At 59.9% G+C, this 19,755-nt stretch carries 23 protein-coding genes; 13 read left to right on the forward strand and 10 right to left on the reverse strand.

Features of this window, described 5'->3' with window-relative positions; translation table 11 throughout:
- Positions 1 to 15: 15 nt before the first annotated feature.
- Positions 16 to 243, forward strand: coding sequence for a hypothetical protein (locus tag ACVWSC_RS16485; protein WP_442107877.1), 228 nt, complete (start codon positions 16 to 18; stop codon positions 241 to 243).
- A gap of 17 nt (positions 244 to 260) precedes the next feature.
- On the opposite strand, the gene ACVWSC_RS16490 is transcribed toward ACVWSC_RS16485, so the two are convergent.
- The gene (locus tag ACVWSC_RS16490) at positions 261 to 1,007 is read right to left on the reverse strand and encodes a transglutaminase-like cysteine peptidase (RefSeq protein WP_442107879.1); all 747 of its coding nucleotides are present in this window, start codon (positions 1,005 to 1,007) and stop codon (positions 261 to 263) included.
- Between the two features lie 193 nt (positions 1,008 to 1,200).
- On the opposite strand from ACVWSC_RS16490, the gene ACVWSC_RS16495 reads away from it, so the two are divergent.
- Positions 1,201 to 1,527, forward strand: coding sequence for a hypothetical protein (locus ACVWSC_RS16495; RefSeq protein WP_442107881.1), 327 nt, complete (start codon positions 1,201 to 1,203; stop codon positions 1,525 to 1,527).
- A 60-nt stretch (positions 1,528 to 1,587) separates the two neighbouring features.
- Here ACVWSC_RS16495 and ACVWSC_RS16500 read toward each other — a convergent pair whose 3' ends face one another.
- Entirely contained in the window at positions 1,588 to 2,193 is a 606-nt protein-coding gene (locus ACVWSC_RS16500) for an RNA polymerase sigma factor (RefSeq protein WP_442107883.1), read from the reverse strand.
- Positions 2,194 to 2,651: 458 nt separating this feature from the next.
- Here ACVWSC_RS16500 and ACVWSC_RS16505 point away from each other — a divergent pair, with 458 nt between their 5' ends.
- Positions 2,652 to 3,266: a LysE family translocator gene (locus ACVWSC_RS16505; protein ID WP_442107885.1), complete on the forward strand. Its 615-nt coding sequence runs from the start codon at positions 2,652 to 2,654 to the stop codon at positions 3,264 to 3,266.
- Between the two features lie 12 nt (positions 3,267 to 3,278).
- Positions 3,279 to 4,802 carry an FAD-dependent monooxygenase gene (locus ACVWSC_RS16510; RefSeq protein WP_442107887.1) on the forward strand — a complete coding sequence of 508 codons (1,524 nt, stop codon included), beginning with the start codon at positions 3,279 to 3,281 and terminating at the stop codon, positions 4,800 to 4,802.
- Between the two features lie 9 nt (positions 4,803 to 4,811).
- Here ACVWSC_RS16510 and ACVWSC_RS16515 read toward each other — a convergent pair whose 3' ends face one another.
- Complete coding sequence (locus ACVWSC_RS16515; protein WP_442107889.1) at positions 4,812 to 6,017, reverse strand: sugar transporter; 1,206 nt, start codon at positions 6,015 to 6,017, stop codon at positions 4,812 to 4,814.
- Between the two features lie 249 nt (positions 6,018 to 6,266).
- Between ACVWSC_RS16515 and ACVWSC_RS16520 the strand changes: the two genes are divergently transcribed.
- The 3 genes from ACVWSC_RS16520 to ACVWSC_RS16530 all read left to right on the forward strand — a co-directional run bounded on the left by ACVWSC_RS16520 (position 6,267) and on the right by ACVWSC_RS16530 (position 7,403).
- On the forward strand, positions 6,267 to 6,491 hold the full coding sequence (locus ACVWSC_RS16520; protein WP_442107891.1) for a hypothetical protein: 225 nt from the start codon (positions 6,267 to 6,269) through the stop codon (positions 6,489 to 6,491).
- A 119-nt stretch (positions 6,492 to 6,610) separates the two neighbouring features.
- A complete protein-coding gene (locus tag ACVWSC_RS16525; protein ID WP_442107893.1) occupies positions 6,611 to 6,874 on the forward strand; it encodes a PepSY domain-containing protein in 264 nt (87 codons plus the stop codon).
- A 1-nt stretch (position 6,875) separates the two neighbouring features.
- The gene (locus tag ACVWSC_RS16530) at positions 6,876 to 7,403 is read left to right on the forward strand and encodes a cytochrome b/b6 domain-containing protein (protein WP_442107895.1); all 528 of its coding nucleotides are present in this window, start codon (positions 6,876 to 6,878) and stop codon (positions 7,401 to 7,403) included.
- Positions 7,404 to 7,515: 112 nt separating this feature from the next.
- Here ACVWSC_RS16530 and ACVWSC_RS16535 read toward each other — a convergent pair whose 3' ends face one another.
- Positions 7,516 to 7,983 carry a copper chaperone PCu(A)C gene (locus ACVWSC_RS16535; protein WP_442107897.1) on the reverse strand — a complete coding sequence of 156 codons (468 nt, stop codon included), beginning with the start codon at positions 7,981 to 7,983 and terminating at the stop codon, positions 7,516 to 7,518.
- The gene (locus tag ACVWSC_RS16540; protein ID WP_442107899.1) at positions 7,983 to 8,594 is read right to left on the reverse strand and encodes an SCO family protein; all 612 of its coding nucleotides are present in this window, start codon (positions 8,592 to 8,594) and stop codon (positions 7,983 to 7,985) included. The genes ACVWSC_RS16535 and ACVWSC_RS16540 overlap by 1 nt, the downstream gene beginning before the upstream one ends.
- Positions 8,595 to 8,863: 269 nt before the next feature.
- Between ACVWSC_RS16540 and ACVWSC_RS16545 the strand changes: the two genes are divergently transcribed.
- Both ACVWSC_RS16545 and ACVWSC_RS16550 read left to right on the forward strand, forming a co-directional pair.
- A complete protein-coding gene (locus ACVWSC_RS16545; protein ID WP_442107901.1) occupies positions 8,864 to 9,550 on the forward strand; it encodes a TetR/AcrR family transcriptional regulator in 687 nt (228 codons plus the stop codon).
- A 111-nt stretch (positions 9,551 to 9,661) separates the two neighbouring features.
- Positions 9,662 to 10,441 carry a TSUP family transporter gene (locus tag ACVWSC_RS16550; RefSeq protein ID WP_442107903.1) on the forward strand — a complete coding sequence of 260 codons (780 nt, stop codon included), beginning with the start codon at positions 9,662 to 9,664 and terminating at the stop codon, positions 10,439 to 10,441.
- Here ACVWSC_RS16550 and nudC read toward each other — a convergent pair.
- Complete coding sequence (gene nudC / locus ACVWSC_RS16555; RefSeq protein ID WP_442107905.1) at positions 10,409 to 11,239, reverse strand: NAD(+) diphosphatase; 831 nt, start codon at positions 11,237 to 11,239, stop codon at positions 10,409 to 10,411. The two genes, ACVWSC_RS16550 and nudC, sit on opposite strands and share 33 nt — an antisense overlap.
- A gap of 33 nt (positions 11,240 to 11,272) precedes the next feature.
- Positions 11,273 to 12,115 (reverse strand): crotonase/enoyl-CoA hydratase family protein, encoded by an 843-nt coding sequence (locus ACVWSC_RS16560; RefSeq protein ID WP_442107907.1) that lies wholly within the window; start codon positions 12,113 to 12,115, stop codon positions 11,273 to 11,275.
- A gap of 158 nt (positions 12,116 to 12,273) precedes the next feature.
- Here ACVWSC_RS16560 and nhaB point away from each other — a divergent pair, with 158 nt between their 5' ends.
- Entirely contained in the window at positions 12,274 to 13,776 is a 1,503-nt protein-coding gene (gene nhaB, locus ACVWSC_RS16565) for a sodium/proton antiporter NhaB (RefSeq protein ID WP_442107909.1), read from the forward strand.
- Between the two features lie 92 nt (positions 13,777 to 13,868).
- Here the strand turns inward: nhaB and zwf are convergent, their stop codons facing one another.
- Together zwf and gnd are read right to left on the reverse strand one after the other, a co-directional pair.
- Positions 13,869 to 15,371, reverse strand: coding sequence for a glucose-6-phosphate dehydrogenase (gene zwf / locus ACVWSC_RS16570; RefSeq protein WP_442107911.1), 1,503 nt, complete (start codon positions 15,369 to 15,371; stop codon positions 13,869 to 13,871).
- The gene (gene gnd, locus ACVWSC_RS16575) at positions 15,368 to 16,351 is read right to left on the reverse strand and encodes a phosphogluconate dehydrogenase (NAD(+)-dependent, decarboxylating) (RefSeq protein WP_442107913.1); all 984 of its coding nucleotides are present in this window, start codon (positions 16,349 to 16,351) and stop codon (positions 15,368 to 15,370) included. The genes zwf and gnd overlap by 4 nt, the downstream gene beginning before the upstream one ends.
- A gap of 198 nt (positions 16,352 to 16,549) precedes the next feature.
- Between gnd and ACVWSC_RS16580 the strand changes: the two genes are divergently transcribed.
- Both ACVWSC_RS16580 and ACVWSC_RS16585 read left to right on the forward strand, forming a co-directional pair.
- Entirely contained in the window at positions 16,550 to 16,717 is a 168-nt protein-coding gene (locus tag ACVWSC_RS16580; RefSeq protein ID WP_442107915.1) for a DUF6026 family protein, read from the forward strand.
- Between the two features lie 100 nt (positions 16,718 to 16,817).
- Complete coding sequence (locus ACVWSC_RS16585; protein WP_442107917.1) at positions 16,818 to 17,270, forward strand: DUF4440 domain-containing protein; 453 nt, start codon at positions 16,818 to 16,820, stop codon at positions 17,268 to 17,270.
- Positions 17,271 to 17,277: 7 nt separating this feature from the next.
- Here the strand turns inward: ACVWSC_RS16585 and ACVWSC_RS16590 are convergent, their stop codons facing one another.
- The gene (locus ACVWSC_RS16590; protein WP_442107919.1) at positions 17,278 to 17,769 is read right to left on the reverse strand and encodes a GNAT family N-acetyltransferase; all 492 of its coding nucleotides are present in this window, start codon (positions 17,767 to 17,769) and stop codon (positions 17,278 to 17,280) included.
- Between the two features lie 420 nt (positions 17,770 to 18,189).
- Here ACVWSC_RS16590 and glgA point away from each other — a divergent pair, with 420 nt between their 5' ends.
- A complete protein-coding gene (gene glgA, locus ACVWSC_RS16595; RefSeq protein WP_442107921.1) occupies positions 18,190 to 19,749 on the forward strand; it encodes a glycogen synthase GlgA in 1,560 nt (519 codons plus the stop codon).
- The last annotated feature ends 6 nt before the right edge of the window (positions 19,750 to 19,755 follow it).

Below are 19,755 nucleotides of genomic sequence, written 5' to 3' on the forward strand. Positions count from 1 at the left end.
TACCTAGGAGGCCCCATGGCCCTGAAAAAATCTTCCGCCGAACTCAAGCGCGACCTGAAAAGCGTTGCCGCCAACCTGGAGCGCACCGCTGGCGAAATCAGCAGGCTGGCCGAGCGAATCGACGGTGTCGATGTGGTTGCCGTGCTGCACCTGATGAACCGCTTGTACAAAGATTCGGACAAGCTCCACGCTTACGCCGACGAGATCAAGAGCGGGCGCATCATCCGGGCCAAGGCCGAGTGATCAGCCGTTGGCGCAGATCAGTAATTGAGCGCCGACAGCAGCAGCTCGTGAGGCGCGCCGCTTGCCTCTTCACGGGCAATGACCGATTCCTCACGCTTGGCTCTTTGCAGCAAAGGCTGCCAGTTCGGTAACTGATCGACACCACTTACCCATTGCAGGCGGGCATGATCAAAGCTGAACAGATTGCGCTCATCAAAAGCGAATTTCACGTTTAAATCATTGCGTTGGCTAATCGGTAGCATGGCTTTTTCAAGGTTATCCAACAGCACCGGCTCTGCCTGTTCATTTGCCCAGTAGCCGAGCACCATATGCGCTTGCTGTGTTGCTGTCTGTGTGGCGTAAACCATACGCAACTGACTGTCGGCAATACCAAGCAGTTGCAGGGTGAAGAATTTAGCCAAGGCAAAGTCTTCACAATCGCCCATGCCCTTTTCTACGGTTTGCATGGGCGACGCCCAGTAATCAGATTGCTTCCATACATCGATATCTTCGCCATAGCGAATCGTGCGATTGAAGAAATCATTCACCCGCTGCAGCTTTTCTTGATCTGACAAATGGCTTGAGTCGCTGATCAAAGCGCGCCAGGCACTTACCCGCTGGGTGGCTTGCTGGCGTTGCTGGCTGTCCGCGACTGGCACTGTCTGCGTCAACGGGGTGGCAATGGCGCTCCCCGAAACAATTGCACAACCCAGTACAATAGCGGAAAGAAATCGAATGGTTCGTGCACCACTACATTTGGAAATAAGCGCATTGCGAATTATCAAGCAGTACCTCACTTAATAAGCATTGGTTCCTAAAGCCGAACCGCCTAAATCGGTTCGCACCATAAGGTATTGCCAGATTGGCAAGCAAGGTGCATCCGTCGGAAAGCCGCGAAAAATTGGCTGTAACAAACCGCCTTCTCGTTCGTCTATGAATAGCACGCCTCAAGCGCTTGAGCTTTCTGAGGGCTTCATCATGAAACTGATATTTAAAATGTCGGTATTACTTGCGGCTGCCTGCTTTAGCAGTATTGGCACCGCAGCAAGCAACGCAAATAACTCGACACTATTACTTGCCGAAGGTGGTAGTGATCGCTTGCTCAACTATCATTTTGAAAATGCAGCCGCTAGAAGTCAGTTCGATCAAAATGCGGGCGAACGTTATGTACAAATGGTCAAAGAACAACCAACAGCCTCTGGCGTAACTACAACTAAAGAAGCACTTCCACAAACTAACGAGCTTGATCCTCGGTTAACCTCCCCCATCATCAGAGACCGAGAAGAATACCGCAGTGCACACTGAACACTGACGCTGACCGCGCGCACAGGGAGGTGCGCCGATAACCGGAACGCCCATGGCAAGTTAAAACCGGCCGTCCTGTTGAAAGACGCTGAGACGCGCCCGCATGCGCTGGCGGCCTCTGTGCAGATGTACGCGTACATTGCCTTCTGTCATCCCCAGGGCACTGGCAATTTCCTTGTATTCCAACCCGCCAAACTCACGCATGATCACTACATTGCGCTGCGCTGTCGGCAAGTCATGCAACTGCTTTCGGATATAGGCATGCAACTCGACTTCGGCGAGCAGTTCCTCCGGGCCGTCGTGGTGCCATTGCCTGGGGATCGACAGCCATGCGTCATCTTTATCGACGCTGGAGATGATGGGCGAGTAGCGATCAAAACCCCAGCCGTCCAGCGACACCTCGCGCCCCTTGCGGCGGTTGATGGAGTGAGCTTCATTGATGGCGATTCTTGCCAGCCAGGTACGAAATTTTGAACGCCCTTCGAACATGCCAACGGCCGCGACCGCCTTCAACCAGGTTTCCTGAGCGACATCATCGGCAGCGTCTGGGCCGACCAGCGGGGTTACCAGTGTAATGAGAAACGCATGATGCTTTTTTATCAAGCCCTCCAGCGCATGAGCATCACCGTTGCGCAGCCGCTCTAACAGATCATGCTCATGGTCCATAAGGGTTCTCCCAAGTGCTCCGACCTTTGAGCACTTTCAACACACCAGCACAATTAAAATATCACCCCCACTACTAAACATTAGAAATTAATAACTTGGACTCAAATAAGTAGAGAACCTAATAGTTACTCAGGCGTACTTCCCCAACACCGTGTAACGCTGGCATTACACTGATCACCTATAGCGCGCCATGGATCCAATGCAGCGCATGCTCATGTAAATGCTAGATCACTTCAGGCGTTATGCAAACCTGAAACGCGCCCTTACAAACTTCGCAAGTTCATCTTATTCCGGCATTAAAGGCTGCCCCGGCAATGACGCAACACCCGGTTATTTTAGTTACTGAAACCGAAGTGAGTACCATGCGCATTACTTGAGCGCTGGAAGGCGGACTGAAGTCGGGTGTATGTTAAGGCGCTTCACCTTCTCCCCTTACTACCGCATGGAGCGCACTACAAATGCCAAGCCTGGATTTTCTCATCACTTGCCTGATCGTCGTGCTGATACCAGGCAGCGGCGTGATCCTGACCATCTCCACCGCGCTGGTGGCCGGTAAACGCGCCAGCCTGTACACCGCACTGGGCTGTACCGCCGGGATCATCCCCCACCTGCTGGCCTCGATCCTCGGCCTGTCGGCGATTCTGCACACCAGCGCCCTGGCCTTCCAGGCCCTGAAATTTGCAGGTGTCGCCTACCTTCTATACTTGGCCTACGCTACCTGGCGCGACCGCTCGGCCTTTGTCGTGGATCGCAACAGCAAAGTCAGCAGCGCTGGCAGCCTGATGTTGCGTGCCGGTTTGTTGAATATCCTCAACCCCAAGCTGACCTTGTTCTTTCTGGCCTTTCTGCCTCAGTTCATCACGCCGCAAGGCGGATCGGTCACGGGGCAGATGCTCAGCCTGAGCGGGGTGTTCATGCTCATGACCTTCGTGGTGTTTGTGTTGTACGGCCTGCTGGCCAACGTCTTCCGCCGTGCGGTGATTGAATCGCCGCGGGTTCAAGACTGGTTGCGCCGCAGTTTTGCTGCATCCTTTGCCGGCCTGGGCCTGAACCTGGCGTTCGCCCAGCGCTGAGGAGCGCGCGCGATGAAGCGCTGTGAGGTATTGATCGTAGGCGCCGGCCCGACCGGGCTGGTGCTGGCCTTGTGGCTGAGCAAACTTGGCATCAAGGTACGCATTATCGACAAGAGCGCCGCGCCCGGTACCACCTCCCGTGCCTTGGCGGTGCAGGCGCGGACCCTGGAGCTGTACCGCCAGCTGGACCTGACTGCCGCCATCCTTGAACAGGGCCATCGGGTGCCTGCGGCCAATCTCTGGGTCAAAGGCCAGGCGGCGGCCCATTTGCCCTTCAGCAGCATTGGGGGCGGTTTTACCCCCTACCCCTTCCTGCATATTTACCCTCAGGATGAGCACGAAAAGCTGTTGATCGAACGCCTGCAGGGCTACGGTGTTGAGGTAGAGCGCGAGACCGAACTGCTGGAACTCAACCAGGATACGCGAGGCGTCAGCGCTCGCTTGCAGCATGCCGATGACCCGGAGCAACACTGTCAGGCGCGCTATGTGGCCGGCTGCGACGGTGCCCGCTCTACGGTGCGTAAAGCACTGGGGATCGGCTTTCCCGGCGGTACCTATCAACAAGTGTTCTACGTTGCCGATGTGCAGGCCTCAGGCCCGGCACTCAACGGCGAATTGCATGTGGACCTGGACGAGGCCGATTTTCTTGCAGTGTTTCCACTGGCAGGCAGTGGTCGCGCGCGGCTGATTGGTACGGTACGCGACCAACGTGCCGAGCACGCCGAACAGTTGCGTTTCGCCGACGTCAGCCGCCGCGCCATTGAGCACCTGCATGTGGAGGTGCAGCAGGTGAATTGGTTCTCCACCTACCGAGTCCACCATCGGGTAGCGGAGCACTTCGGCCGCCAGTCTGCCTTTCTTCTGGGTGACGCGGCGCATGTCCACAGTCCAGCCGGTGGCCAGGGCATGAATACCGGCATTGGTGATGCCATCAACCTGGCCTGGAAACTGGCCAGCGTCCTCAAGGGCAGCGCTCAACCGAGCCTGCTCGATACCTATGAAATTGAACGCAGCGCCTTTGCCAAACGCCTGGTGTCGACCACCGACCAGGTGTTCAACTTTGTGACTGCCGATGGCCGCCTGGCGGCCTTGTTGCGCACGCGCCTGGCGCCGCGGGTGATCCCGCGAATGGTGGCGTTCAAGGCAGCGCGCGAGTATCTGTTTCGCAGCGTTTCGCAGATCAACCTCAACTATCGCTACATGCCGTTGAGTACCGGCAATGCCGGGCACGTCCAGGGAGGCGATCGCTTACCCTGGGTTGCCGAAGGCGGACGCGACAACTTCGCCGGTCTGAACCGCATGTGCTGGCAAGTGCAGGTGTACGGCGCAGTGGGCGCCAGCCTGGTGCAATGGTGCAGCGGCCACGGCATCCCGGTAGACGTATTCATCTGGAGCGAAGCGCATCAGGCGGCGGGCCTGGTGCGCGATGCGGTCTACCTGATACGGCCGGATACCTACATTGCCGGCGTCTGGAGCAGTGCTGACCCGCACGTCCTGGAGGCCTATTTCGAGGAGCGTGGCCTCTATCCGCGCTAACCGACCTGCTTACCGTTGGTCACCGGCAAGCCCGTTGCCCGCCGCTGACCTGGAAAACCGATAGGTGGTGACTGCACACAACACCAGCCCCAGCAGCGCCAACGCCCCGCCAACCAACCCGATGTTGGCCAATCCCAGGTGTACGCTGACCAGGCTACCGATCAGCGCCCCGGCACCGATGCCAATGTTATAGATCCCGGAGAACATCGCCATCGCCACATCCGTGGCATCAGACGCCAGAATCAACACCTTCGACTGCAACGCCAGGCTGAAGCACATGATCGCGATGCCCCAGAACACACTCAGGGTACCGAGCAGGCTGAACTCACCCGACAGCGGCAACAGCAGCAAGAGGCAACTGGCAAGCAGGGCAATGGCGGCCAGCAAAAACGCGCTGGGAAAACGTTCGCTGTAGCGACTGAACAGCAGCGAACCAAATACGCCGGCGCCACCAAACAGCAGCAACAGCAGGGTCGTGCGCTCGCCTCCGACCTGGGCGACGTTCAAGGCAAACGGTTCGATGTAGCTGTAGGCGGTGAACTGGGCGGCGATGACCAACGCGACCAGCACATACACGGTCACCAACGCCGGACGCTTGAACAGCACCGGCACGCTGCGCAACGACCCGGAGTTCTGGCTGGGCAACAACGGCAGCGACTTCACCAGGCACAGCAAGGTCGCCAGCGCCACCCCGGCGATGGCCAGAAAGGTCGTGCGCCAACCCAATGCCTCGCCGACTACCCGGCCCAGCGGGATACCCATCACCATCGCCAGGGTGGTGCCGGTTGCCAACAGCCCCAGCGCCTTGGCCTGCTGCCCTGGCGGCGCCACACGCACAGCCAACGACGCAGTAATTGCCCAGAACACCGCATGAGCCAACGCGATGCCGATGCGGCTGAGCAACAGCGTGGTAAAACTCTGCGCCACCCAGGACAGTAAATGGCTGGCGATAAACAACACAAAGATCACGATCAGCAATTTGCGCCGCTCGACATTACGCGTCAGCAGCATCATCGGCAGCGACGCCAGGGCGACCACCCAGGCGTAAATGGTCAGCATCAGGCCAACTTGCGCGGTGGACATGTCAAAACTGGCGCCAATGTCACTGAGTAGCGCCACTGGCACGAATTCAGTGGTGTTGAAAATAAAGGCTGCCAAGGCCAGGGCGATCACACTGAGCCAGCTGCCGGCTCGCGCATCCACAGGTGTAGTCATCGGTGGGGGTGTTACTCCAGATCGATTGCAGGTGCCGGACGCAAGTGCGCGCCCAGCATGAAGCGCTCATGGCCGTCGGGCCTGAGTGCAAGCGTGTGCGCTGAGGAATGGATTATAAGTATGCGGGGTATCGCTTGCGGGCAAGGATAGTACGTCAGGGCAAAGCCTGTCACCTGTACAGCGCCCGGCTGGCGACAGCAGATTTCCTCGGCACTGCTACACTGAAGTCGCCGAAAGGAGGATTGCACCATGTCCGAAAAAGACATCACCACGCTACTGACCTTGATCGACCACCGGCAAGCCACGCTGGCCAGCGCCTGCAAAGAAATTGCCGACTGGATCGACCGTCAGGGCGACGTACCCGCTGCTGGCAGGATCCGCGCCAGCCTCAAGGCAGTGGAAGCAGACGGGGCACTGGTCAAAAAGACCCTGACTTCACTGAAAGTCGACCGCCCGCTGCCACGCTTTCGTTGATCGATCCCTGCAGGGCACCACGGCTTGGCGATGTATTCGCAACGCCGCACGCCCTGACTCAAGCTTAATCCGGCTTCATGGCTGTGCTGCCGCGTGTTTGCCCTTCACGAGGACTCGTCATGCGTAATCTTTTGCTCGTTGCATTGCTGATCGCTAGCCCCTTGGCCCTGGCCAAAACCGAATGCACCAAGGCCGACAAAGCCCAGTGGCAAAACCCGGACACTTTTCAGCAATCGTTGAAAAGCCAGGGTTACGAGATCAAGAAATTCAAAGTCACCGACGGCAACTGCTACGAGATCTATGGCTGGGACAAGGATAAACGCAAAGTCGAGATCTATTTCGACCCGGTCAGTGGCAACAAGGTAAAAGAAGAGATCGATTGAAGTGAGCAACGGCACCCTGCGCCTCTGGGATCCCTTGGTGCGGTTTTGTCATTGGTCGCTGGTGCTGGCGTTTGTCGGCGGATACTTCTTCACCGAAGAGGGTGATGGCTGGCATCGCTGGCTCGGCTACTACGGCGTTGCCATCGTGCTGATTCGCGCTGGCTGGGGGTTTGTCGGCACACCGGCTGCGCGCTGGAAAGACTTCTGGCCGACCCCGGGCAGAGTGAAGTGGCACCTGCAGGCCCTGTTCAGCGGCGAGGATTACCACCGCCTGGGCCACTCCCCGCTTGGGGCGCTGGTGATGGTGCTGATGCTGGCCCTTATGCTCGGCCTGGGTTTGAGTGGCTTTCTGATGGAGGAAGTGGATTACTTCTGGGGCGAAGAGTTGCCGCGGGATATTCATGAGTACATGGCCAACACCTTGCTGGCGCTGGTTTGTCTGCACATTGCTGCAGCCGTATTCGAAAGCCTGCGCCTGAAGGAAAACCTGCCGCTGTCGATGGTCACCGGCAGGCGCCGTAAACGCTGACTGTGTTGATCATCCTGTGTGGGAGCGGGCTTGCTGTGGGAGCGGGCTTGCCCCGCGATGGCGGTGTGTCAGATACACCGCCATCGCGGGGCAAGCCCGCTCCCACACACTGTCAGTGCATGTGCTCGTGGCCGTGCATGGCTTCGGCGTTCAGCGCGCGTACTGGCGCGTTGACTTCCAGGCGCTGCTTCTGGCCCTTGGCGTCTTCAATCACCAGGGTCAGCGGGACTTGCTCGCCTTCCTTGACCTGTTGTTTGAGCTTCATCAGCATCACGTGGTAACCGTTAGGGTCGAGGCTCACCGCCTTGCCTGCTGGCAACTCGACGCTCTGCACCTGCTTCATGCCCATGACATCGTTGTCCATGGTCATCTGATGCACCTGGACGATCTCGGCCACAGGTGACTGCACCTCCACCAGCTTGCTGTCGCTGCTGGCGGTGAGGGTCATGAAGGCACCGGTGGACTGCTGGTGCGGCACGGTGGCGCGAACCCAGGCATCACTGACGGTGGTGTCCGCAACCGCTGGCAGCGCCAGGCCGATGAGGGCCAGCGCGGCCAAGGTACGTTTGAACATAGGCATCAGCAAACCTCCATGACCGTGAGCAGATCTTCCGTACACTCTTTAGCGGTCAGTGAATGAGACAACCCCAGGCGCAACTGGCCACGGGAATCGAAGACGTAACTGGTCGAGGTGTGCGAGATGGTATAGGTGTCGCCACTGGGCACCTTCTCGTAGAACACACCGAATTCCTTGGCCGCAGCGGCTGTTTCTTCCAGGGTACCGGTCAGCGCCACGAACGAAGGGTCGAACGCCTTGACGTAGGCATCAAGCACTTCGGGGGTATCACGCTCCGGGTCCAGGCTGATGAACACCACCTGCAGGAAACCGCCATCGCGCCCCATCAACTTTTTGATCTGCGCCGCACGGGCCAGCGTGGTCGGGCATACCGCCGGGCACTGGGTAAATCCGAAGAACACCATGGGCATCGTGCCCCAGAAACTCGACAGGGTGCGTGGGTTACCCTGGGTGTCTTTAAGCTTGAATGAGCGACCAAGGATCTTGTTACTCATGTCCTTGCCGTATTTGAAATCGAGCACACCACCGGAGCGGGGGTCGCAACCTACCAGGGCGCCCAGGCCCAGCAGGCTGATCCCGGCCATGATCTGGCGCCGGGTCAGTAAATCAGTCATGTAACCATCCTTTTGGGAAGGTGTTGCGCCTCGTGTAGGAGGCCTGTCGAGAAAGCGCGACATTTTGTCATGGCGCTCTGCCAAGGTTCCAGCACCTATCGCCCCGTACGTCTGTAACCCTTGATTTTCGGGGTGCGGCCCGTTGTCGCAGAATGTGACAAGAACCTTGAGCTAAAGCCTGCGCAGGCATTTTCCTGCGGAAAACTATCACTACCGCTATATATTTTTGTATATTGCGAAGCTGTTGAACCAGCCAGGCGAGCGCGTAAATGGAACACATGCTGTATGAGGAACCTGCGAGCACGACAGGCAGCGCAGCGTGTGGGGAACACCAACCGCTGGAGAAAAAGGCCAACGCGCCTGGGCGGCGCAATCGCGCGCTGATTCTGCGCATGGCGGCAAAATCCTTTGCCCGCAAAGGCTTCGCCGCTACCACCTTGAGTGAGGTGGCGACGCTCAGCGGCGTGCCGAAGGCCAACGTCAATTACTACTTCCACTCCAAGGAAAACCTCTACCAGCAGGTGCTCGACAGCATTACCCCGCAGTACCTGGATGCCTTTGCCCAGTTGAGCCCTGCCAGTGATCCGCTGGAGGCCGTCGATCGCCTGATCCGCGCCAAACTCAGCATCATCCGCAGCCAACCCTGGGCGGCCAGGGTGTTTATTGCCGAGATGATGCACGGCGCCCGGCATCTGCCGGCGGAGCAGACCGAACGTCTGCAAGGCGAGATTCAGAAGGGCGTGGCGTGCCTGCAGCACTGGATCGACAACCGCCAGCTGAATGCTGTCGATGCCAAACACCTGCTGATCAGCTTGTGGGCGACCACCCAGGCCTACGCCAACTTCAATGCGCAACTGAGCACCGATACCGACCAGGGCACACCACTGAGTGCCGATCTGGACAGTGCGGTGGCGAGCATCACTCGCCTGGTATTGCATGGTGTGCTGCCCGGCTGAGCACCGGCACACGCGAAAGCCGCAGCCGACCCTGACACCGGGCCTGGACTCTATTACCATACCGGGCCTCGGGCGCAGCTCCTTCTGTGCCCACCCGATTAAGCCCATGCCATGCCTTTCGAACTTAGCGTAGACCTGACCACCCTCGCCATTCTTGCCGCCGTTGCCTTTGTTGCCGGTTTTATCGATGCCATCGCCGGCGGCGGCGGACTGTTGACCACCCCCGCCCTGCTCACTGCCGGCATGCCGCCGCACCTGGTGCTGGGCACCAACAAGCTCAGCTCGACCTTCGGCTCGGCGACCGCCAGCTTCACCTACTACCGGCGCAAGCTGTTCCATCCGGCGCAGTGGCGCCACGCCTTGATCGGCACCTTTGTCGGTGCCCTGATCGGTGCGGTGGTAGCGCACTACCTGCCCGCCGAGTGGCTGAACAAGATGCTGCCGGTGATCGTCTTTCTCTGCGGTGTGTACCTGCTGTTCGGCGGCACGCCCAAGGCGCCACTGGATGCCGATGCGCCGGTGAAAAAGAAATGGCAACTGCCCCAGAGCCTGACCCTGGGTTTCTATGATGGCGTGGCCGGCCCTGGCACCGGGGCGTTCTGGACGGTGAGTACCTTGCTGCTCTACCCCATCGACCTGGTCAAGGCCAGCGGTGTGGCGCGCAGCATGAACTTCGTCAGCAATGCGGCGGCGTTGTCGGTGTTCATCTTTTCCGGGCAGGTCGACTGGCTGGTCGGTCTGTCCATGGGCTCAGCGCTGATGGTCGGCGCGTTCTTCGGTGCGCGCACCGCCATCAGTGGCGGTAGCAAGTTCATCCGCCCAGTGTTCATCACCGTGGTGCTGGCCCTGACTGTGCGCCTAGCGTGGCAGCACTGGTTCGGCCAGGCCTAAACGCCGCGCCACGTACAGATCGATCAGGTACCGGGCAATCGAGCGCCCCGCTGGCAACGGCGGCAGCGCATCGACCCGGAACCATTGTGCATCCTCGATCTCGTCCGGCTGCATGACAATCTCGCCACTGGCGTACTCGGCATGAAAGCCGAGCATCATCGAGTGCGGGAACGGCCAGCACTGACTGCCGACGTACTGAATGTTCTGCACCTCGATCGCCACTTCTTCGCGCACCTCGCGCACCAGGCAGTCTTCGGCGGACTCACCCGGCTCGGCAAAGCCGGCCAGGGTGCTGTAGACCCCGGTGACAAAACGCGGTGAACGCGCCAGGAGAATTTCGTCGCCGCGGGTGATCAGCACGATCATGCTCGGCGAAATGCGCGGATAGCTGCGCAAGTCACAGGGCTGGCAGTGCATCGCGCGCTCCAGGGGGATCTGCGTCATAGCCTGGCCACAACTGCCGCAAAACCGGTGTTCGCGGGCCCAGGTAGCGATCTGCGCTGCGTAGCCGAGAATCTTGTAGGTGTCGAAATCACCTTCCAGCATGAACTGGCGCAAGCCGCGCCAGCTGCAAGCCGGCACCGCCTGCGCCTGGCGCAGTTCGAGCAGGTACACCGGCTGCCCATCGAAATGGCCGATGCCATGCTCGAACAGCACGTCCAGGTCCTGACGCTTGAGCCAGTCGCGCGGGAACAACGCGCCGTTGGCATCAACCAGAAAACCTTCACTGCAGCGCGCGACCGCCAGGCCGCCCGCCAATGTCGTGTCCAGTACCGCGGTGGTCCAACGCACAGCCATGTTCCGGTTCCTTGCGCGGGCCCGCCGCTGCAATCAGTCGGCGAACTCGGGTTTCTGTTTGCTCATGTGGGCAGCCACGGCCACCCGCAGATCGGTGGATTGCAGCATGGCGGCGTTCCAGGTGGCAATGTACTCCAGGCCATCGTCGATCCGGTGATCGCGCATATAGCTGAGCATTTCCTTGGTGCCGGCCACGGCAATGGGGGATTTTCCCGCAATTTCGGCGGCAATGGCAAAGACTCCTTCGAGCAATGCCTCATGGCTGTCGTACACCCGGTTGACCAGGCCGATACGCTGCGCCTCGTCGGCCTCCACCGTACGCCCGGTGTAGGCCAGCTCGCGCATGATGCCGTCGCCGATGATCCGCGGCAGGCGCTGCAAGGTGCCGACATCGGCAGCCATGCCCATGTCGATTTCCTTGATCGAAAACTGTGCGTCGTTGCTGCAGTAGCGCATATCGCAGGCCGACACCAGGTCGATAGCGCCGCCAATGCAATAGCCCTGGATGGCTGCCAGCACCGGCTTGCGGCAATTGTCCACGGCATTGAACGAGGCCTGCATGCGCAAAATGGTGCGGCGCAACAGACGCGCGTTGCGCCCGACATCCTTGCCCAGCTCATTGGCCACCGAGGCCAGCAGCATCAGGTCGATGCCAGCAGAGAAGTGTTTACCCGCCCCGCTGATCACCACTGCACGCACTGCATCGGTGTCGTCGATCCACTTGAAGATATCGACGATTTCGCTCCAGAACGCCGCATTCATGGCGTTGTATTTTTCCGGGCGGTTGATCTGCACGTGGGCGATGCTGTTCTTCAGCTCGACCTTGAAGGCCTGATAGGCGGTAAGTTCAACTTCGAGTGCTTGGTAGTCGCTCACAATTGCGTTCCTTGAGAGGGGCTGGTCAATCCGCCGACTATATCAAGGCGCGGAATACGACCAAGGCCGTGCTTGTGCCAAAACCGGGACTTTTACCTTGATCTGACGGCGCGTATCCGGCACCGTGCGCTCCTGTAGAATTATTAGGATACATTTTCATGCCCCGCTCCCTCGCCGGCGCCCTGGCCCACAACTTCCTCGGACAGTCGCCCCGCTGGTACAAGGCCACCCTGTGCCTGTTCCTGATTCTCAACCCGGTCCTGCTGTTCACCCAGGGCCCGGTGGTAGCCGGCTGGGTGCTGGTGATCGAGTTCATCTTTACCTTGGGCATGGCCCTCAAGTGCTACCCGTTGATGCCCGGCGGCTTGCTGGTAGCCGAAGCCCTGGTACTGCGCATGACCACGCCGCAGGCGCTGTATGACGAGCTGCAGCACAACTTCCCGGTGATCCTGCTGTTGATGTTCATGGTCGCCGGGATCTACTTCATGAAAGACCTGCTGCTGTTCGTGTTCTCGCGAATTCTTCTCGGGGTACGCTCCAAGGCGCTGCTGGCCTTGCTGTTCTGCTTTCTCTGCGCCTTCCTCTCGGCGTTCCTCGATGCCCTGACGGTTACCGCGGTGATCATCAGTGCTGCGGTGGGTTTCTACTCGGTGTACCACCGGGTCGCCTCGGGCGCCAATCCGCGGGAAGAGTCGAACCTGGACAGCGACCAGGACATCGCCCAGATGCAGCGCGATGACCTGCAACAATTTCGCGCCTTCCTGCGGAGCCTGCTGATGCATGGCGCGGTGGGTACTGCCCTGGGTGGCGTGTGCACCTTGGTGGGCGAGCCGCAGAACCTGCTGATCGGCCATGAAATGGGCTGGCACTTCGGCGACTTTTTCCTCAAGGTGGCCCCGGTGTCACTGCCCGTGCTGGTTGCCGGCCTTGTGACCTGCGTGCTGCTGGAAAAGCTGCGCTGGTTTGGCTACGGCACCTTGCTGCCAGACAACGTGCGCCAGGTGCTGGCGGCCTATGCTGCCGAAGACGATGCCCAGCGCACCTCGCAGCAACGTGCCGCCTTGCTGGTACAAGGCGTGGCCGCGTTGATCCTGATTGTCAGCCTGGGCCTGCACATCGCTGAAGTGGGCTTGATCGGCTTGTTGGTGATCGTATTGATCACCTCGTTCACCGGCATCACCGACGAACACCGCCTGGGCCGTGCGTTCCAGGATGCCATGCCGTTCACCGCGCTGCTGGTGGTGTTCTTTGCGGTGGTGGCTGTGATCCATGATCAACAGCTGTTTACCCCGCTGATCCAGTGGGTGCTGGCGCTGCCGGCTGATCAGCAACCAGGCATGTTGTTCATTGCCAACGGTTTGCTGTCGGCGATCAGCGACAACGTGTTCGTGGCGACCATCTACATCACCGAGGTCAAGCAGGCGTTCCTCAACGGCCATATGAGCCGTGAACACTTCGAGACCCTGGCGGTGGCCATCAACACCGGCACCAACCTACCGAGCGTCGCCACCCCCAATGGCCAGGCAGCGTTCCTGTTCCTGCTGACCTCGGCAATTGCCCCGCTGATTCGCCTGTCGTACGGGCGCATGGTGTGGATGGCCCTGCCTTACACCGTAGTGATGGGCGGCCTGGGCTGGTGGGCAGTGACCTACTGGTTGTAATCGATTACGCACGGTAGGAGCGGGCTTGTCCCGCGATTGCGGTCTGTCAGTCACAGCGCATCGCGGGGCAAGCCCGCTCCTACCGGTGGGCCTCACTTGCCGATGGGATGCCATACCCGCCGCTCGCGGCTCAGCAGCTCATCCGCCGCCACTGGCCCGTCCTCACCGGCCGCATAGGGCTGCACCTCCCCCGCCTCTTTCCAGGCATCCAAAAACGGCTGCACGGCGCGCCAGCCGTTTTCGATGTTGTCGGCGCGCTGGAACAGGGTCTGGTCACCGGTCAGGCAGTCGTAGATGAGGGTCTCGTAGCCGGTGGACGGGCGCATTTCGAAGAAGTCCTTGTAGGCAAAACCCAGCTCGATGTTCTCCATGATCAACGCCTGCCCCGGACGCTTGGCCTGCAGGTCAAAGGCCATGCCCTCGTTGGGCTGGATCTGGATACGCAGGTAATTGGGCTGTAACCGCTCGACCTCGGTATCGCGAAACTGCGCATACGGCGCCGGTTTGAAACAGATGGCAATTTCAGTGTCGCGTTGACTCATGCGCTTGCCAGTGCGCAGGTAGAACGGCACACCCACCCAGCGCCAGTTATCGATCATGACCTTCAGGGCCACGTAGGTTTCGGTCTGGCTGTGCGGGTCGACCCGGGGTTCTTCGCGGTAACCGGGTAATTTTTTGCGTCCCTGTTTGCCGGCGGTGTACTGGCCACGCACCGAGTTCTTCAAGGCCATGGTCTTCGACCAGGGCCGTATGGCACCAATGACCTTGGCTTTTTCACTGCGTACCGCATCAGCGCCAAAGGCTGCTGGCGGCTCCATCGCCACCATGGCCAGCAGTTGGAACAGGTGATTAGGCACCATGTCGCGCAGTGCGCCAGTGCCGTCATAGAAGGCACCCCGGCTTTCCACACCAACGGTTTCGGCCGCGGTGATCTGCACGTGGTCAATGTAATGGTTGTTCCAGAACGCTTCGAAGATACCGTTGGAGAAGCGGCTGACCAGAATGTTCTGCACCGTTTCTTTGCCCAGGTAATGGTCGATACGGTAGATCTGCTTTTCGCTCATGACGTTGAGCAGGCAGGCGTTGAGCGCTTCTGCGCTGGCAAGGTCGGAGCCAAAGGGTTTTTCCACGACCACGCGGCGAAAGCCCTGGCTTTCATCCAGCAGCCCTGCAGCGCCCAGACGCTGAACCACGTCGCCGAAGAATCGTGGCGACGTGGCAAGGTAGAACACCGCGTTGGCACTGGGATTTCTGGCGATCCGTCGGGCAATGGCTTGATAGGTAGCCTCGTCGAGGAAATCGCCGGTCTGATAGCCAATGCGCTTGGCCAGGCGGCCCCAGAGTTTCTCATCCAGGCAGTGCGCGCCCTGGCTTGCCTTGTCACGCTCATGCATGAACGCGTGCAGACGCTCGACGAACTCCGCGTCGCTGGCCGGGTTATGGTCAATGCCAACGATTCGCAGGTTTTTATCCAACAGCCCGTCACGACTGAGGTTGTACAGGGCCGGCATCAACAGGCGCTTGACCAGATCGCCATTGGCACCAAAGAGGAACAGCGTGCACGGCGGTGCCGCGTCGATCTGAGGTTTACTCATTCGGTTTTCTTCTCAACGTGACCACCAAAGCCGAAGCGCATCGCCGACAGCATGCGGTCGGCATAGGTGCCCTGCTGCTGTCGGGAGCGGAAGCGAGCGAACAAGGCGCTGGACAATACCGGCACCGGCACCGCCTGTTCCACAGCCGCATCGATGGTCCAGCGCCCTTCGCCGCTGTCGGCCACCGAGCCGCTGTAGCCACCCAGTTGCGGGTCGGCCACCAGGGCGTCAGCGGTCAAATCCAGCAGCCAGGAGGTGACCACGCTGCCGCGGCGCCACACCTCGGCGATCTCGGCAACATCCAGGTCGAAGCGCTGGTCGGCGGGCAAGGCGTCGCTGCCTTTGCTCTTGAGGATGTCAAAACCTTCGGCATAGGCCTGCATCAGGCCGTACTCGATGCCGTTATGGATCATTTTCACGTAGTGCCCGGCACCCGCCGGGCCCGCGTGGATGTAACCCTGTTCGGCGCGACCTGCAGGCCCCTGGCGTCCGCGGGTACGGGCAATGCTGCCGACTCCCGGGGCCAGCGTGGCAAACAGCGGATCGAGGCGCTCGACAACACTTTGCTCGCCACCGATCATCATGCAATAGCCGCGTTCCAGGCCCCAGACGCCACCTGAGGTGCCGACATCGATGTAATGCAACTGACGCTTGGCCAGCTCTTGGGCGCGGCGGATATCGTCTTTGTAGAAGGTGTTACCGCCATCGATGATCACGTCATCGGCATCCAGCAGATCGGCCAGCTGGGCGATGGTCTGCTCGGTTGCCTCACCTGCGGGGAGCATGACCCAGACCGCGCGTGGCTGTTTCAACTTGGCCACCAGCGCGCCCAGGTCATGGGCGCCATTGGCGCCCTCGGCCTCCAGGGTTTTCACCGCGCCGTGATCTCGGTCGTGCACCACCGTGCGATGACCACCGCGCATCAAACGCCGTGCAATATTGCCGCCCATGCGGCCGAGCCCCACGATTCCCAGTTGCATGTGCCGATGCTCCCCTGACTGATAAAAACACACCACTCAAGCGTTAAAGGTTAGTCCAGCCTGGGTCGGCTTGGTTCATCGACGAGCGGCAAGACAGCAAGAAACAAAAAAGTTCCCATCGCTGCAAAAAGAATTCAGAATCGCGCCCGATCGAGCAGCTACGCTTGCAACAATGACCCACCATTTGCGAGGTGTGCAATGGCAACCCTTCTACCGAAAATGCCGCCCCAGACCCTCTACGTGACGGTACACCGGGATGAATTGCGACGCTTGCGCGAAGAGCGCGACCGCCTCCAGCAGCAAGTCGCGCAGCTGAGCCTGCAACTGCAACAAGCCCAGGCGGGAGCAAAAACCGCAGCGGTGTGACTGTGCAGTGGAGATTGCTCCCGATGTCACCCACTGTGGCATTGCTCGCACATTAAGGGCCCAGGCGCCATGAGCGTCGCCTATCTGATGGGCCCTTTGCATGAAACACTGTTCCCTGTTTTTACCGCTGGCCTTGCTGAGCATGGCCTCTTTCCCTGTGCAGGCATCGAACTGTGCGCTGATCAGCGAAGCGCAGGTGCTCGAACTCTTCAATCAGTGGAACGCCAGCTTGCACAGTGGTGAACCGCAACAGGTGGCAGCGCTCTACCGCGACGATGCGATTTTGTTACCGACGTTGTCCAGCGAGCCACGCCTGAATACCGCAAGCCGTGTGGATTACTTCACAGGCTTCCTCAGCAAGCAGCCCTCCGGTGAACTGGATACCCACCACGTCACGTTGGGCTGCAACATGGCCAGCCTGTCAGGGCTGTACACCTTTACCTTTGCCCAGACCGGTGAACAGGTGCCCGCACGCTATTCATTCACCTACCGTCTGGACGGTGAGCGCTGGCTGATCGACAGCCATCACTCATCATTACTGCCAGCCAGCTAGGCGGTGATCACAGCGCCTTGTGCCAAAACTGCATGGCGCCGTGGGCCGGGTCGAATCGGGCGTGCTCAAAGCCAAAGGTGCGGTAACTGCCCTGGGCGGCAGGGTTGCCGTCGAGCACTTCCAGGGTCAGTTTGCAGCAACCACGCTGCCGGGCGATCTCTTCGACCTTGGCCAACATCTTGTGGCTCAGGCCTTTACCACGATGCTCAGGCACCACCGACACGTCATGGATATTGACCAGTGGCCGGCAGGCAAAGGTGGAAAATCCTTCAAAGCAATTCACCAGGCCTGCAGGCTGGCCACCGACAAAGGCCAACACGCTGAAAGCATGAGGGCGTTTGGCAAGCTCTTGCGGTAGCTGCGCCAACAGCTGCGGATCAAGCGGCTGCCCGCCCCCCATCGGGTCGCGCGCGTAGTGGTCGAGTACCAGCGCAATCGCCTCGGCGTGCATCGGGTTGCTGTAGCTGGCTTGCAGTACCAGAATCTGTTCGACGTCCATTGTCATCCCCAACGCGCAATAAAAAAATGGCCCGGCAACTGCCGAGGCAGAGCGCCGATTGTACGGCAAGCCATCGAGCGAAAGTAAAGTGACCAGCGGGTCACATATTTCGCGTGATCTCTCCTACACTCAGTATTCGGCCACGAGATTGTCTGGAAAATACGACAGAAATAAGTCGAACTTTCTGAAATCGCAGTAGGTCTGCAACAGTAAGGGGCTACATTTCCGGGCATCCGGATGCGCCCCAACCACCCCAGAACGTATGTACGCCGTCGGCTGGACTGCCGCCTCGCTTAGCGCTTGCGCGCATGGTTTACGGGCACGGAACGCAAGGTTGATTCCACACACAGAGAGAACCTTAAGCAGACACACAACAACACTACGGGTGACCACACCCGCAACATAGGGACGGAGAGAAGTATGATCAGTGCCGCTGTCGAACCTCATGTAGAGCATTTCACCCCGGACAACCGTGCGTCTGTGACCACGGACTTCACCACGACAGCCAAGGCACCCGGCGCCGACTCCCGGCATAACCCGAACAAACGCAAAGTCCTGTTCGTCACGTCGGAAATCGCCGATCTGGTCAAGACCGGCGGCCTGGGCGACGTTTCTGCCGCCCTGCCGCGCGCGATGCGCCATTTGCATGACGTACGCGTGTTGATTCCGGGTTACCCGCAAGTACTGGAGAGTGACAACCCGATTCACCTGGTCGGTGAGCTGGGTGGCCATGCGGCCCTGCCGCCGTGCAAGATCGGACGCATGGACCTGGCCGATGGCCTGGTCATCTATGTCCTGATCTGCCCGGAACTGTATCAACGTGAAGGCACACCCTATGGTGCCAACAACGGCCGCGACTGGCCGGACAATCACATTCGCTTCGCCCGCCTGGGCCTGGCAGCAGCGGAAATCGCTGCGGGCGAAGGCATGGTGCACTGGAAGCCCGACCTGGTTCACGCCCATGACTGGCCGGCAGGGCTGGCCCCTGCCTACATGCACTGGCGCGGCTTGCAAACGCCAACCCTGTTCACGATTCACAACCTGGCCTATCAAGGGGTGGTCAGCCGTGCCTGCTGCCCGGAGCTGGCGATTCCCGCCCATGCCCTGCAACAGGAAGGCATGGAGTTCTACGGCAAGTTGTCGTTCCTCAAGGCGGGCCTTGCCTACTCCAGCCACATCACCACGGTCAGCGCCACCTATGCCCGGGAAATCACCACCCCGGCATTTGGCTGCGGCCTTGATGGGTTTCTCGGCAGCAAAGCCCAGCAAGGGCTGCTCAGTGGCATCCCCAACGGCATCGATGAAAGCTGGGATTCGGCCAGCGACCCCCACCTGGCCCACCCGTTCAGCCTCAATGACTGGGACGGCAAAGCGGTCAACAGCCGCCAGGTGCGCGAACTGTTCGAACTCAAGCCGTCTACCGGGCCGCTGTTTGCCGTGGTCTCCCGTCTGGTTTACCAAAAAGGCCTGGACCTGACCTTGGGCGTGGCCGATTACATTGTCAGCCAGGGCGGTCAGATCGCGATCATCGGCCGCGGTGAGCCGGAAGAAGAGCAAGCCATGCGCGAACTGGCCCTGCGTCATCCGGGGCAAGTCGGTGTGCGTATCGGCTTCAACGAAACCGATGCCCGGCGGATGTTCGCTGGCAGCGATTTCCTGCTGATGCCGTCGCGCTACGAACCCTGTGGCCTGAGCCAGATGTATGCGCAGCGTTTCGGTTCTCTGCCGGTGGCACGCAACACCGGCGGGCTGGCCGACACCATTGAAAACGGTGTTACCGGTTTCCTGTTCGATGAATCCACGGTCGACAGCTACCGCGAGGCGCTCAGCCGGGCGTTCTATGTGTACGGTAAAAAGGATCTGCTCGGCGCCATGCGCTGCCTGGCCATGACCCAGCCGTTCAACTGGTGCCAGGCGGTGGAACCTTACGCGCGACTGTATGAGGAGCTGGTCGAGCGGGTTCAGGTGACGGGCCGCTGAGGCCGA

It is taken from the genome of Pseudomonas sp. NUPR-002, from assembly GCF_056322725.1.